This is a genomic window from Roseovarius sp. (assembly GCF_027019125.1).
Classification (GTDB): domain Bacteria; phylum Pseudomonadota; class Alphaproteobacteria; order Rhodobacterales; family Rhodobacteraceae; genus Roseovarius.
In genome coordinates this window covers 593,465-606,807 of record NZ_JALUXE010000027.1, presented here as the reverse complement: position 1 = coordinate 606,807, position 13,343 = coordinate 593,465, and the positions used below count along the sequence as shown (strand labels likewise).

General features: G+C 64.2%; 17 protein-coding genes. 5 read left to right on the top strand and 12 right to left on the bottom strand.

What is annotated here, in order from left to right; all coding sequences use genetic code 11:
* Nucleotides 1-265 precede the first annotated feature (265 nt).
* The 5 genes from MVC20_RS11215 to MVC20_RS11195 form a co-directional block, all read right to left on the bottom strand.
* The gene (locus tag MVC20_RS11215; protein WP_297541327.1) at nucleotides 266-865 is read right to left on the bottom strand and encodes a superoxide dismutase; all 600 of its coding nucleotides are present in this window, start codon (nucleotides 863-865) and stop codon (nucleotides 266-268) included.
* A gap of 107 nt (nucleotides 866-972) precedes the next feature.
* Nucleotides 973-1,542, bottom strand: a complete 570-nt coding sequence (locus tag MVC20_RS11210; protein ID WP_297541325.1) for a sarcosine oxidase subunit gamma family protein — start codon at nucleotides 1,540-1,542, stop codon at nucleotides 973-975.
* On the bottom strand, nucleotides 1,535-4,546 hold the full coding sequence (locus MVC20_RS11205) for a sarcosine oxidase subunit alpha family protein (protein ID WP_297541323.1): 3,012 nt from the start codon (nucleotides 4,544-4,546) through the stop codon (nucleotides 1,535-1,537). The genes MVC20_RS11210 and MVC20_RS11205 overlap by 8 nt, the downstream gene beginning before the upstream one ends.
* Before the next feature lie 62 nt (nucleotides 4,547-4,608).
* A complete protein-coding gene (locus MVC20_RS11200) occupies nucleotides 4,609-4,938 on the bottom strand; it encodes a sarcosine oxidase subunit delta (protein ID WP_297541321.1) in 330 nt (109 codons plus the stop codon).
* A 14-nt stretch (nucleotides 4,939-4,952) separates the two neighbouring features.
* Complete coding sequence (locus MVC20_RS11195) at nucleotides 4,953-6,197, bottom strand: sarcosine oxidase subunit beta family protein (protein WP_297541319.1); 1,245 nt, start codon at nucleotides 6,195-6,197, stop codon at nucleotides 4,953-4,955.
* A 214-nt stretch (nucleotides 6,198-6,411) separates the two neighbouring features.
* Between MVC20_RS11195 and ccmI the strand changes: the two genes are divergently transcribed.
* The 4 genes from ccmI (at nucleotide 6,412) to MVC20_RS11175 (ending at nucleotide 8,705) form a co-directional block, all read left to right on the top strand.
* On the top strand, nucleotides 6,412-7,644 hold the full coding sequence (gene ccmI / locus MVC20_RS11190; RefSeq protein ID WP_297541317.1) for a c-type cytochrome biogenesis protein CcmI: 1,233 nt from the start codon (nucleotides 6,412-6,414) through the stop codon (nucleotides 7,642-7,644).
* Nucleotides 7,641-8,123, top strand: a complete 483-nt coding sequence (gene ruvX / locus MVC20_RS11185) for a Holliday junction resolvase RuvX (protein WP_297541315.1) — start codon at nucleotides 7,641-7,643, stop codon at nucleotides 8,121-8,123. Before ccmI ends, ruvX begins: the two co-directional genes overlap by 4 nt.
* Nucleotides 8,113-8,349 carry a DUF1289 domain-containing protein gene (locus tag MVC20_RS11180; RefSeq protein ID WP_037272840.1) on the top strand — a complete coding sequence of 79 codons (237 nt, stop codon included), beginning with the start codon at nucleotides 8,113-8,115 and terminating at the stop codon, nucleotides 8,347-8,349. The genes ruvX and MVC20_RS11180 overlap by 11 nt, the downstream gene beginning before the upstream one ends.
* 113 nt (nucleotides 8,350-8,462) lie before the next feature.
* Nucleotides 8,463-8,705, top strand: coding sequence for a hypothetical protein (locus MVC20_RS11175; protein ID WP_297541313.1), 243 nt, complete (start codon nucleotides 8,463-8,465; stop codon nucleotides 8,703-8,705).
* Nucleotides 8,706-8,907: 202 nt separating this feature from the next.
* Here MVC20_RS11175 and MVC20_RS11170 read toward each other — a convergent pair whose 3' ends face one another.
* The 3 genes from MVC20_RS11170 to cysE form a co-directional block, all read right to left on the bottom strand.
* Entirely contained in the window at nucleotides 8,908-9,219 is a 312-nt protein-coding gene (locus MVC20_RS11170; protein WP_037272839.1) for an ETC complex I subunit, read from the bottom strand.
* A gap of 84 nt (nucleotides 9,220-9,303) precedes the next feature.
* Nucleotides 9,304-9,657 carry a DMT family protein gene (locus tag MVC20_RS11165; protein WP_297541310.1) on the bottom strand — a complete coding sequence of 118 codons (354 nt, stop codon included), beginning with the start codon at nucleotides 9,655-9,657 and terminating at the stop codon, nucleotides 9,304-9,306.
* Nucleotides 9,658-9,662: 5 nt separating this feature from the next.
* Nucleotides 9,663-10,496 carry a serine O-acetyltransferase gene (gene cysE / locus MVC20_RS11160; protein ID WP_037272837.1) on the bottom strand — a complete coding sequence of 278 codons (834 nt, stop codon included), beginning with the start codon at nucleotides 10,494-10,496 and terminating at the stop codon, nucleotides 9,663-9,665.
* 85 nt (nucleotides 10,497-10,581) lie between these two features.
* Here cysE and MVC20_RS11155 point away from each other — a divergent pair, with 85 nt between their 5' ends.
* A complete protein-coding gene (locus MVC20_RS11155; protein ID WP_297541307.1) occupies nucleotides 10,582-11,559 on the top strand; it encodes an NAD(P)H-binding protein in 978 nt (325 codons plus the stop codon).
* Between the two features lie 263 nt (nucleotides 11,560-11,822).
* Here the strand turns inward: MVC20_RS11155 and bfr are convergent, their stop codons facing one another.
* From bfr to MVC20_RS11135, 4 genes are read right to left on the bottom strand one after another with little or no spacing between them, the layout of a single operon-like run.
* On the bottom strand, nucleotides 11,823-12,308 hold the full coding sequence (gene bfr, locus MVC20_RS11150) for a bacterioferritin (RefSeq protein WP_297541305.1): 486 nt from the start codon (nucleotides 12,306-12,308) through the stop codon (nucleotides 11,823-11,825).
* On the bottom strand, nucleotides 12,256-12,549 hold the full coding sequence (locus MVC20_RS11145) for a (2Fe-2S)-binding protein (protein WP_297541303.1): 294 nt from the start codon (nucleotides 12,547-12,549) through the stop codon (nucleotides 12,256-12,258). Before MVC20_RS11145 ends, bfr begins: the two co-directional genes overlap by 53 nt.
* 20 nt (nucleotides 12,550-12,569) lie before the next feature.
* On the bottom strand, nucleotides 12,570-13,034 hold the full coding sequence (locus tag MVC20_RS11140; RefSeq protein WP_297541301.1) for a hypothetical protein: 465 nt from the start codon (nucleotides 13,032-13,034) through the stop codon (nucleotides 12,570-12,572).
* The gene (locus MVC20_RS11135) at nucleotides 13,031-13,195 is read right to left on the bottom strand and encodes a hemin uptake protein HemP (protein WP_297541299.1); all 165 of its coding nucleotides are present in this window, start codon (nucleotides 13,193-13,195) and stop codon (nucleotides 13,031-13,033) included. The genes MVC20_RS11140 and MVC20_RS11135 overlap by 4 nt, the downstream gene beginning before the upstream one ends.
* Nucleotides 13,196-13,343 lie beyond the last annotated feature (148 nt).

The window sequence follows — 13,343 nt, the reverse complement described above, 5'->3', positions numbered from 1 at the left end:
GGCACGATGCGTCGGATCAGCTTCACATCCCCTCCGGCCCCCGAGCCGGGGCCTCGGCGCGACCAAGGCGAGGTGCCGGATCAAGCGCGGGACGGGTGTGTGCCCGATGGCGCGCAACGCGCCCCAAATTCAGCGGGATGTTGAGAAACGGTTAATGCCACGGGCGCGATCCGCGCGGCACCTTCGGTGCGCTTCCCGAGAGGCGGGATACGAAAAAGCCCCCCACGACGGAGGTGGGGGGCTTTGACGGAAATCGGAAGGTCGATCACATCCGCGAAGCGACGTTTTCCCAGTTGACCAGGTTGTCGAGGAAGTTGGTCAGATAGGCCGGACGCTTGTTGCGGAAGTCGATGTAGTAGGAATGTTCCCACACGTCGCAGCCGAGCAGAGCGGTCTGGCCAAAGCAGAGCGGGTTCACGCCATTCTCGGTCTTGGTCACCTTGAGGCTGCCGTCGGCATCCTTGACGAGCCAGCACCAGCCCGAGCCGAACTGACCGGCACCGGCGGCGGAGAACGCCTCTTTGAATTTGTCGACCGAACCGAAGCTCTCGGTCAGCGCCTTTTCCAGCTCGCCGGGCATTCCGGTCTTGGTCGGGCTCATCATTTCCCAGAACTGGTTGTGGTTCCAGAGCTGGCTGATGTTGTTGAAGATGCCCGATTGCGCCACGGCGGATTTGTCATAGGTGCCGGTGATGATCTCTTCCAGCGACTTGCCGTCCCATTCGGTGCCGGCAATCAGCTTGTTGCCGTTGTCGACATAGGCCTTGTGGTGGAGGTCGTGGTGATATTCGAGCGTCTCGGCGGACATGCCATGGGCGGCAAGCGCGTCATGCGCATAAGGAAGATCTGGAAGTTCAAAAGCCATTTGGGCCCCCTGTTTGTTGAGGTTCTGGTTCCGATGCCTCTACATGGTGGGGCGACCCGGCAAAGGTCAACCCCGAATGTCGGAGTTTTTCAGTCAGGAAGCGGAGGTCAGGCGTAAAGCCCGACCTCGCCGCCCGGCTGGGCAGAGACCTTGAGAAGCTCAAACGCGTAATCCGCAACCGAGCGGAAGCAGATGAGGTGGAAGGTGCCAGCCTCGTCGAGCCAGAAGGCGGCAGGCACCTGCGCCATGCGGGTGCGGCGGAACATGCCGGGGGTAAAGCCCTCGGGCGAGAGATCGACCGGGCAGACCTTGGCCAGAACCTCGCGCGCGCCGGACCCGAAAATGCGCAGGAAGGTGCGCGCGTCCGAGACATTGACCGCGAGGAAATGCTGGCCCTTGAGCGCCGCCTCGATCCCGGCAAGCCGCTCGGCCACCTCGGCGTAGGGGCACAGAAGCAGGAGTTCGTCGGGCGACATCCAGAGCGCGGCGGTGCCCTGCCCCATCAGCGCCTGACGCTGGGCGGGCACATCGAGGCCGGTGGCGGATTTGACCGCCGCCTTGATCCCGGCGCTGGCCAGATCGCCGCGCAGGGTGATCATGCCCGTGAGGCCCTGATCCGCGATGGTGGCAAGGCCCTGATAATTGGCCCCGTTGAGGGCGGTCACGGCGTTAGACATTCTGTTTCTCCCCGTCCTTGTCGAAGAAAACCGGATCGACGATCTTGGCCTTGATGATGCCGCCGTCGACCTTTGGGAAATCGAGCACATCGCCCATGCGGTCGGGGCCGTTATGGACCAGCCCCATGGCAATACCGCGCCCAAGCGTGGGCGAGTAATAGGTCGAGGTCACGCGGCCTTGGGTCATGCGTTGGCCGTTGGCGTTGTGCCCCGGGGCCGTGGCATAGGCGCCATCGGGCAGGACCGAGCCGTCGAGCGTTTCCAGACCCACCAGTTTCCAGCGGTTGGGATCGGCCATATGCTCACGTTCCTGCGCGCGTTTGCCAAGGTAGTCGTCTTTCTTCTTGGAAATCGCCCAGCTCATGCCGAGATCCTGCGGGATCACCGTGCCGTCGGTTTCATCGCCGATCATGATGAAGCCCTTTTCAGCGCGCATGACGTGCAGGCCTTCGGTGCCATAGGGGGTGACGCCATGCTCTGCGCCCGCCTCCAAGAGCGCATCCCAGAGGGCGCGGCCAAGGCTGGCGGGAACCGCCAATTCATAGCTCAACTCGCCCGAGAAGGAGATGCGATAGGCGCGCACCGGCATCCCTGAGAGCGTGAGGTCGGCCCAACCCATGAAGGGAAGTGCCTCGTTGCTAAGATCATCGGTGGTCAGTTTCGCCAGTGTCTCGCGGGCCTTGGGGCCGACAACGGCGATTTGCGCATATTGCTCGGTGACGTTGGCGGTATAGACCTTCCAGTCCCACCATTCGCATTGCAGCCAGTCTTCCATGTGGCCATGGATCGAATCAGCGCCGCCGGTGGTGGTGTGGCAGAGGAAGGTATCCTCGTCGATGCGGGCAACGACGCCGTCATCCATGAGGAAGCCGTTTTCGTTGCACATGAGGCCATAGCGGCATTTGCCGGGTTTCAGATTGCTCATCACGTTGGTGTAGAGCATGTCGAGGAATTTTCCGGCGTCAGGCCCTTTGACGATGATCTTGCCCAGGGTGGAAGCGTCGAGCATACCAAGGCGCTGCCGCGTCTGGTTGATCTCGCGGTTCACGGCGTCGCGATGGGTTTCCTCGCCCTTGGGGAAGCAATAGGGGCGCCGCCACTGGCCCACGGGTTCGAAATGGGCGTTGTTGGCCTCGTGCCAGCCGTGGATCGGGGTCTTGCGGATGGGCTGGAACACCGGGCCGCGCGCAGCCCCCGCGATGGCCGAGAGGGAAATCGGCGTATAGGGCGGGCGGAAGGTGGTGGTGCCGGTCTGCGGGATGGGCTGACCGAGGGCGTCCGAGAGGATGGCCAAGCCGTTGATATTGCTGAGTTTACCCTGATCGGTGGCCATGCCGAGCGTGGTGTAACGCTTGGCGTGTTCGACCGATTCATAGCCTTCGCGGGCCGCCAATTGAACGTCGGAAACCTTCACATCGTTCTGGTAATCGAGCCAGGATTTCATCCGCAGCTTGATATTGGCACCTTGGGGCATGAGCCAGACCGCTTCGAGCGCCGCCTCGTCGGTGGCACTGGCTGAGGGGGCCTTGGTGGATTTGGGGTCATGGCCCATGGCCTTGGCCGCGGTTTTACCGGCGCTGTCGGCGTCGGCAAGCGTGCCGGCCAGATCGAGATAGCCGTTGGCCGATCCCGCGGGGACCACGAACGCCTCGCCTTTCGCACCGCGCGGGGGATTGGCGGGGTCGGGGCGGAAATGCGCTTGTGCGCTATCCCAGAGGAGTTTGCCGCCGCAATGGGACCAGAGATGGACCACGGGCGACCAGCCGCCGGACATGGCAACGGCGTCGCATTTGATCTCTTCCAGCACCGCGCCTTCGCCCGCCTGGGCGCAGATGGCGACGCCTGTCACTCGCTTGCCGCCTTTGACCTTGGCGATGCCCTTGCCGTTTTCGATCCGGATGCCCAGGCTGCGGGCCTCTACCGCCAGCGCGCCGCCGCCCGATTGGCGGGCGTCGAGGATGGCGGGGATTTCCAGACCCAGTTTCTTGAGCGTGATGGCGGTGCGATAGGCGTCATCGTTATTGGTGACAACCACGGTGCGGTCGCCGATGGAAACGCCGTAATTGACCGCATAGTCGCGGATGGCCGAGGCCAGCATGACGCCGGGGATGTCATTGCCTGCAAAGCTGAGCGGACGCTCGATCGCACCGGTGGCGGTGATGATCTGGCCTGCGCGGATGCGCCAGAGGCGGTGACGGGGCGCGTCGGTGCCGGGCGCGTGGTCATTCACGCGCTCGTAGCCCAGGAGATAGCCGTGGTCATAGACCCCTGCCCCCATGCAGCGCAGGCGCAAGGTGACATTGGGCATGTCGCGCAGTTTGGCGATGGTGGCGGTGATCCAGTCTTCGGCCGATTGGCCGTCAATCTCGCCGCCATCGACCGGCGCACGGCCGCCCCAATGTGCGGTTTGTTCCATCACGAGCACCTTGGCGCCCGCCTCTGCCGCCGCGAGGGCAGATTGCAGACCCGCCACGCCGCCGCCGATCACGGCCACGTCGCAGAAGAAATAGAAATGCTCGTAGCGATCGGGATCGCCGGGGTTGGTCGCCTTGCCCAAGCCCGCCGACTGGCGGATGAAGGGTTCGTAGACATGCTTCCAGAACGGGCGCGGGTGGATGAACATCTTGTAGTAGAAACCCGCAGGCAGGAAGCGCGCGAGATGGGTGTTGATCGCGCCGATGTCATAATCAAGGCTGGGCCAGTGGTTCTGGCTGGTGCAGCTCAGACCGTCGAAGAGCTCGGTCGTGGTCACGCGCTGGTTGGGTTCCATGCGCGCGCCCTCGCCCAGATGGACGAGCGCGTTGGGCTCTTCGGCCCCGCTTGCCACGATACCGCGCGGGCGGTGGTATTTGAACGACCGCCCGACCAGCATCTGGTCATTGGCCAGAAGAGCCGAGGCAAGCGTATCGCCGGCATGGCCCTTGAAGCGTTTGCCGTTGAAGGTGAAGTGAAGGGCGCGGCCCTTGTCGAGGAGGCGGCCACCCTTGGCCAGACGCGTGCTCATGTCTTAAACCCTCGTGCCCGGTGCGGGCGTCGTGATGTGAGTATTTTCGGAACGGTGACGGCTCATGCGAAGTCTCTCCACCGCCAGCCGGGGCGCTTGGCCGTGATCGCATCGCGGATATGCTGGGGCGGCTCATGGGTCTGGGCGGGATAGCTGCCATAGACTTCGAGCGTGACGGTATCGCGGGCCATGATGAACCACTTGCCGCAGCCGTTGTTATGCCGCCAGCGTTCGAAATGCGCGCCCTTGGGGTTTTCCTTGGCGAACATATAGGTGTGGAAGTCATCATCCGTCGAGCCGGGGCCGAAGCGCTTGAGATGCGCCTCGCCGCCCTGATGGAATTCGGTCTCTTCGCCCGTAACGCCGCAGCAGGGGCAGGTGAGGATCAGCATGGGTCAAGTCCTCCTTAGTGGGCGACGCCGGCAGCGACGGATTCGTCGATGAACCGGCCCTGATAGAAGCGGTCGAGGCCGAATTCGTCGCAGAGCGGCGAGTGGCCCTTGGCCATGAGTTCGGCAAAGCCCCAGCCCGAGCCGGGAATGGCCTTGAACCCGCCGGTGCCCCAGCCGCAGTTGATGAAGATGCCATCGACGGGCGTTTTCGACAGGATCGGCGAGCGGTCGCCGGTCACGTCCACGATGCCGCCCCATTGCCGCAGCATCTTGAGCCGGGCGACCATCGGGAAGGTCTCGATCAGCGCCCTGACCGTTTCCTCGATATGGTGGAACGAGCCGCGCTGCGTGTAGTTGTTATAGCCGTCGGTGCCGCCGCCGATGACCATCTCGCCCTTGTCGGATTGCGACATGTAGCCGTGCACGGTGTTGGCCATGACGACGCAATCCATGCAGGGTTTGATCGGTTCCGACACCAGCGCCTGAAGTGCCACGGATTCGATTGGCAGGCGGAAGCCCGCCATGTCGGCGAGGTGGCCGGAGTGACCGGCAACGACGATGCCGAGCTTGTCGCAGCCGATGTCGCCGCGATTGGTGGTGACACCCGTCACGCGGCCATTCTCGCGGGAAATCCCCGTGACTTCGCATTTCTGGATGATGTGCATCCCCATGGCGGAACAGGCGCGGGCATAGCCCCATGCCACCGCATCGTGGCGCGCGGTGCCGCCGCGCGCCTGATAGAGACCGCCCAGGACAGGGTAGCGCGGGCCGTCGAGATTGATGATCGGCACGATTTCCTTGACCCGCTGGGGCGAGATGAATTCGGTCGCCACCCCTTGCAGCGCATTGGCATGGGCCGTGCGCTGATAGCCGCGCACTTCGTGTTCGGTCTGGGCCAGCATGATCAGGCCACGGGGGCTGAACATGATGTTGTAGTTGAAATCCTGGCTCAACGTCTCGTAGAGCGCACGCGACTTCTCGTAGATCGCGGCAGACGGGTCCTGGAGGTAGTTGGAGCGGATGATGGTGGTGTTGCGGCCCGTATTGCCGCCGCCCAGCCAGCCCTTTTCCAGCACGGCAACATTGGTGATGCCGAAATTCTTGCCCAAGTAATAGGCGGTGGCAAGGCCATGACCACCCGCGCCCACGATGATGACATCGTATTTCTTCTTCGGCTCGGGCGAGGCCCATGCGCGCTCCCATCCCATGTGGTAGCGGAGCGCCTCTCGGGCGACGGCAAAGGCGGAATAGTGTTTCATGCGCGCTCTCTGGAGTTGGCTGGATTCGCGGTGGTCTGCGACTGTGACCGTAATGCGTCAGGCGCGCGGGGGAAAGGATACTCCGGGCGGCGAAAACGGTATCAATAGCGACATTGCGACATCGGGGCGCGGGGGGGACGCGGGGATGTGACCGCTTGGCCCTTTTTTCCCGGCGCGCGGCCCGTTACATGGGGGCAACACAGAAGGAAAAGACATGGGTTTCTGGATCATCGTTGCGGGCCTGGCGATTGGCGTGGGGGCTGTTCTGGCGCTGGCGCTGATACGCGGGCGGGTGGGCGACGCGCCGCCTGCCGCCTATGACTTGCAGGTCTACAGCGACCAGTTGAAGGAAATCGAACGCGACACCGCGCGGGGCGTGATCGCAGCCGAGGATGCCGAGCGGCTGCGCGCCGAGATTTCGCGCAAGGTGCTGGCGGCGGATGCGCAATTGCGTCAGGGCGGCGAGAGTGGCGGGCAGCCGCGCGGCGCGGGCCTGGTGATGGCCGTGGTCATCGTGGCGGTGATCGCGGGCGGCGGTGTGGTGATCTATGACCGCGTCGGCGCGCCGGGCTATCAGGATCTGCCGATGGCGGCGCGGATAGCGGCGTCAGAGGCGGCGCGGGCGGCGCGGCTGGATCAGGCGGCAGCGGAAGAGCGGTTTGGCCCCGGAGAGACCGGCGTGCCCGAGGGCACGAGCGAGGAGTATCTCAAGCTGATCGACCAATTGCGCAAGACGGTGGCCGAGCGGCCCGAGGATCAGCAAGGGTTGCGGTTTTTGGTGCGCAGCGAGGCAGCGCTTGGCAATCTGGTGGCTGCGCGCAAGGCGCAACAGCAGTTGATCGCGGTCAAGGGTGCGGAGACCACGGCGGCGGATCATGCCCTGTTGGCGGATCTGATGATCAACGCGAGCGGCGGTTACGTATCGTCCGAGGCAGAGGCGGCGTTGCGCGCAGCGCTGGAGCGCGATGCGCGCGAGCCGTCGTCACGGTTCTACCTCGGGCTTTACATGATGCAGGTGGACCGGCCCGATGCGGCATTTCGGCTATGGGAGGCGCTGCTTGAGGAGAGCACGCCGGAGGCGCCCTGGGTGCCCACCATCCGGGCGCAGATCGAGGAGTTGGCGGCGCGCGCCGGGGTGCGCTATAGCCTGCCGCCCGAAGCGGGCACGCGCGGGCCGTCGGCGGCGGATATAGCGGCGGCAGAGGATATGGACCCGGAAGCGCAGCAAGAGATGATCCGGGGCATGGTGGCGGGGCTGGCCGAGCGGCTGGCCACGCAAGGCGGCACCGAGCAGGATTGGGCGCGGCTGATCAATGCCTATGGCGTACTGGGCGAGCGGGACAAGGCGCAAGAGATCTGGGTCGAAGCGCAGGCGCTCTTTGCCGCAGAGCCAGAGCGTTTGGCTGTTGTGCGCGCTGCTGCGGCAAGCGCGGGCGTCGCGGAATGATCTTTGAGGACATCGCAGCGTTTGCCGGTGCCCTGCCCCGTGGCCGGGCAGTGATGGGTCTTGATCTGGGCACCAAGACGATTGGTGTGGCGCTCTCGGACCGGCTCTGGTCGGTGGCAAGCCCGCATGAGACCGTGAAGCGGGTGAAATTCACCGAGGATGCCGCGCGTCTGATGGCAATTGCAGCGGGGCGCGAGGTGGGCGGGATCATCCTTGGCCTGCCGCGCAACATGGATGGGAGCGAGGGGCCGCGCGCACAATCCACCCGCGCCTTTGCCCGCAATCTGGCGCGGCTGACGGAGTTGCCGATTGGCTATTGGGACGAGCGGCTGTCGACTGTGGCCGCAGAAAGGGCGCTGCTCGAGGCGGATGCGACACGAAAGCGTCGCATGCAGGTGATCGACAACATCGCCGCGGCCTATATCCTGCAAGGGGTGCTGGACCGGATGGGACATATGAGGGCAGAGCATGACAGATGAAAGCCCATGGGCGCGCGACGAGGTCGAGAGCCCTTGTGTGAAAATCTGTGTGGTGCATCCGCAGGCGCGGATATGTACCGGCTGTTTACGCTCGATTGACGAGATCACCCGCTGGACCAAGATGGCCCCCGACGAGCGGCGGACGATCATGGAGGCGCTGCCCGACCGCGCATCCCTGCTGCGCAAGCGCCGGGGCGGACGGGCGGCACGCGTGGGGCAGAGCTAAGCCGCGCCAGCCATGTCACCCGCGCAGAGCGGGTTTGCATACTGTGGTATGGAAAAATGCTGCATCGCAACATACTTATGTTGCAGATGCGGCATTCTCAGGAGAGCACAGTCATGGCCTATTCGTCCCACAGCAATGTTCCGGCACCGGGGTTCGGGACTCTCGGTCGGTTTTTGCTGGCGCCGCTGCGCCTGATCGACGGTTTTTTCCAGTCGGTCGTTGCGGCCAACCGTTTTGCCCATGAGGTCGAAACGCTGTCAATGGCGAGCGATGAGCGGCTGGCGGCGAAGGGCCTGAAGCGCGACACGCTGGTCGCTGACCTGGCCGCGCGTTCGGACCTGTTCCGCGCCGCCTGAGATCAGGATCACTGCATGAAACGAAAACGCCCCGGAGGATCTCCGGGGCGTTTCGCGTTCTGGCCGAGGCTGGTTGCTTAAAGCACGTTACACCCTATCGAAACCACACCCGTCCCAGACTTGATCCGGGACCTCGCCGGGTCAGCGTAACGGCCCCGGCTCTGGGGCCGGGGCGGTGTGAACCTGATCAGACGAAACGTGTTTAGTGCGTCCAGACCTGGCGACGATTGGTGGCGAAGTTGTCGCCATAGCCGCCGGGGCGAATGTTGGGCTTGCGAGAGTGCGCTTCCTGCACGACGGCGTCGATGCCGTTGTCCTTGGCATATTGCAGCGCGGCTTCCTTGGTCTCGAACCGCAGGCGCACTTGTGCCTGGGTGTCGGCGTTGGAGGTCCAGCCCATCAGCGGATCAACTTCGCGCGCGGTTTCGGACACGAATTCCAGAACCCAATGCCGGGTCTTGGCGGTGCCGGATTGCATGGCGTTGCGGGCCGGTTTGTAGATGCGCGCGGGCATAAGGCTCTCCGTGATGTCTTGGTCGTCTGCTTATCCCAAATCGGGCGCAGCGCGGCAAGAGGCGAATGGGCGCATGTGACCCGGTCAGAGCGGAGCACGGAAGATGACGAAGGCGCCCGCCGCGATCAGGGAAAAGCCGAGCGCGTGGTTCCAGGTGAGAGGTTCCTTGAGGTAGACCACCGAAAATCCGGCAAAGACCACCAGCGTGATCACCTCTTGCATGGTCTTGAGTTCGGCGGCCGAGTAGACGCGGTGCCCCAGCCGGTTGGCGGGCACCGCGAGCATGTATTCAATAAGCGCGATGCCCCAACTGACCAGAATCACCAACCAGAGCGCGGCATGGGGAAACCTGAGGTGCCCATACCACGCAAAGGTCATGAAGATATTGGACAGGCTCAGAAGCACGACCGGAGCGAGCCACAGCCAGAGGCCGTGCATGATGGTCAGTCGTCCAAGCTGTCGTCGTCAGTGCCGCGCACGCCCAGGAGCTGATCCATCTTGACCGAAGGTTGATCGCAACCTGCCTCGCCCACGATTCTCGCGGGCACGCCAGCCACGGTCTTGCACGGGGGCACCTCTTGCAAAACGACAGAGCCTGCGGCGATGCGCGAGCAATTGCCGACACGGATATTGCCCAGCACCTTGGCCCCGGCCCCGATCAGCACGCCATTGCCGATCTTGGGGTGGCGGTCCTCTTCTTCCTTGCCGGTGCCACCCAAAGTGACGGAATGGAGCATCGACACATTGTCGCCGACCACCGCCGTCTCGCCGATCACTATGGAATGGGCGTGGTCGATCATGATGCCCTTGCCGATGCGGGCGGCGGGGTGGATATCAACGCCGAACACTTCGGAGGCGCGCATCTGGAAAAAGCGCGCGAGATCACGGCGGCCCGTGGTCCAGAGCCAATGGGCGATGCGATAGGCCTGAATCGCCTGAAACCCCTTGAAGAAGAGGAGCGGCAGCAGAAACCGGTCGCAGGCCGGGTCACGGTCGTTGACGGCAACGATATCGGCGCGGGCGGCCAGACCGATTTCGGGATCTGAGGCGAGCGCCTTGTCGCAGATCTCGCGCAGGATCTGTTCGGGCATCTCGTTCGAGGTGAGCTTGAGCGAGATGCGATAGGCGAGCGCCGATTCGAAGGTCTCGTGGTGCAAAACGCTGGAATGGACGAGGCCGCCCAACAGCGGCTCGTCGGCGATGGCGGCCTTGGCCTCTTGGGCGATCTGCGCCCAGACCGGATCGAGTTCGGCCAGCTTTCGTCTTGTATGTGCCATGGGCTATGCTCCTCAGGGTCTTGGGAAGTATAGCAGATAGGCAGTGCGGGTAAAATGCAAAGGGGTGAGGGGAGATATCACCAAAATGAATGAGACGCAGCCTTTGGCCGGAGGTGTCCGGGTTCTGGTCTTGGGGGCCACGGGAACGATCGGCCGGGCGACGGTGGCCGCCCTCTGCGCGCGGGGGCATGAGGTGGTGTGTTACCTGCGACCGGAGGCGGAGGCGGCGGGATTGCCCGAGGGCGTCACGCTGCGGCGGGGAGAGATTGGCGATCTCGCCCGCGCGGGATTTCGCGGCGAGCGGTTCGCGGCGCTGGTGTCGTGCATGGCGTCGCGCAGCGGCTTGCCCGCCGATGCCTGGGCGGTGGATCACGACGCGCATGTGGTGGCACTGGAGGCGGCGCAGGCGGCAGGGGTGGGGCATATGGTGCTTTTGTCCGCGATCTGCGTGCAGAAACCGTTGCTGGCGTTTCAGGCGGCCAAGCTGGCCTTTGAGGCGCGATTGATCGCCTCTGGCCTGCGCTATTCGATCGTGCGGCCCACGGCCTATTTCAAATCCCTGTCAGGGCAGATTGCACGGGTACAGGCAGGCAAGCCCTTTCTGGTGTTCGGGGATGGGCGGCTCACGGCATGCAAGCCGATCAGCGACCGGGATCTGGGGGCCTATCTGGCGGGGTGTCTGGAGGCGCCGGACCGCTGGAACCGGGTCTTGCCGATTGGCGGCCCTGGCCCTGCGATCACCCCGCGAGACCAGGCGGAGTGGCTGTTCCAGCGGTTGGGCCGTCCGCTCAAGCTGCGGCAGGTGCCGGTGGGCATGATGGATGCGATCATCGGCGGGCTGTCATTGGGTGCGCGTGTCCTGCCGGGATGGCGGGCCAAGGCGGAACTGGCGCGGATCGGGCGCTATTACGCGACCGAGTCGATGCTGGTCTGGGATGCGGCGGCGGGGGCCTATGATGCCCATGCCACGCCCGAGACCGGGCAGGACCGACTGTTTGATTTCTATGAGGCGGTAATCACGGGGCAAGCGCGGGTGGACCTAGGGGCGCATGCGGTGTTCTAGGGGGGACGATTGGTGAAAGAAGATTGCGAGCCAAGCGAGTAGCCGCGCGGTCGCTGGGCCGGGGACTAGCGAAGCAACAGTCGTGGCTGCCCCTTCATGCCAGCAAAATCCGTATGACCCATCAGCGATGCGCGCCCTCTCAGAATCGCTAGGCCGCCAGACGGCCCAGCGATCCGCGCGGCACCTTCGGTGCTATTCGCGCGGGGGATTTGGGCCAATGTTGGCGAAACCTAATCCCCCGCATACCGCAGAGCATCCTGTCTCTACGCACCCTCATCCGCAGGGCTCGCGTTGAGCAGGCCGTAACGCTCGGCACCGAGTTGATCGTAGAGGTCGATCTGGGTTTCGAGATAGTCGATATGCCCCTCTTCATCGGCGATCAGCTCTTCAAAGAGGTTCTTGCTGACGTAATCCGCCACGCTCTCGCAATGGGCGCGTGCCTCGATATAGAGCGTGCGGGCGTCGTGTTCGGCGGCGAGGTCGGACTCGAGTGTTTCGCGCAGGTTTTGCCCGATGCGCAACGAGTCGAGTTTTTGCAGGTTGGGATGCCCGCCCAGAAAGATGATCCGCTCGATCAGGCGATCGGCGTGGTGCATTTCCTCGATGCTTTCGGCACGGGATTTTGCGGCGATGCGGCCATAGCCCCAATCCTCTTGCAGCCGGTAGTGAAGCCAATACTGGCTGACCGCCGTCAGTTCACTCCGCAGAGCCTGATTGAGATAGTCGATGACCTTGGTGTCGCCCTTCATGTGGTTCTCCCTGTGTGGATGCGCGACTAGGTGCGCGCAGGTGCATGGGTATGCTATAGCTATGCGCCTGACGCATAGTTTCAATGAACAGCGGCAAACATCCGCCGCAATCGGCGCGCTTGCCCAGCGCGCGATAGACCTTGCCGGGGGTGATCAATGTCTCGGGATCGGCCGCGCGCATCCAGTCCATCGCGCGGCGGATGTCGGCATCGGAAATGGCCATGCAGTGACAGATCATCATCGGGGAGGTCCCTTTTGCGGCTAGTGCCGGGTTGCGCTGGCGGGGTCGGGGATGCGTGACGCGGCGCGCGCGGCGCGGTGCAGGCAGAGGCCAAGGCGCGCCGCCGCATCGGTCAGCGGCAGGATGGCGCGGGCCTGCACCAGAATGCTGGCCAGAAGGAGCGCATCCTCGCGCTCGCCCAGCGCCGCCTCTTCGACGAAGCGGGCAAAGGCGGCCTCGTCGAGCCCGACGCAAGCGCACTGCGGCGCGTGGCAGCGCAGGGGGCGGCGGATATGCGGGCCCAGCACCTCGGTCAGGTCCTGCAAAGCCTCGAAGGCGGCAAGCGCCATCGGTTCGGCCAAGCGCTCGCACAGGAGCGCATGGGCGCGCAGCGCGCCGTCCGCGTTCCACGCGCGCAGAGCCGCCACGGTCAGGCGGTTCAGCCCGTCCATCTGCGTCATTTGATCCACCGGCATCTGTCCGGTCCAGTCGCGCGCGTGTTTCATTTGGTCAGGATCAGCTTGCCCGCGCGCGTGATGCGCAGCGTGTAGATTTGCCCATCCAGAACGATGAGCGCGGTATTGGCCCCGTTGGTCAGGGCGCGGGCGTCGTGGCAGGCGGCCTCGGCCACCAGAGTGGGGTCGGATTTGGTCTGGGCGCGGATCATGCGGATACCCCGGCGGGTGTGGAAAGACGGTGTGACATGGCGGTTCGGTCCTCTGTTACAGGTTGGGCCGGGCTGACCGCAGGACCGGGCTGGCTTGGCCCCCTTTTTCTGACTCAAACAATCAGGAATGTCAATTCTGATTTTTTTA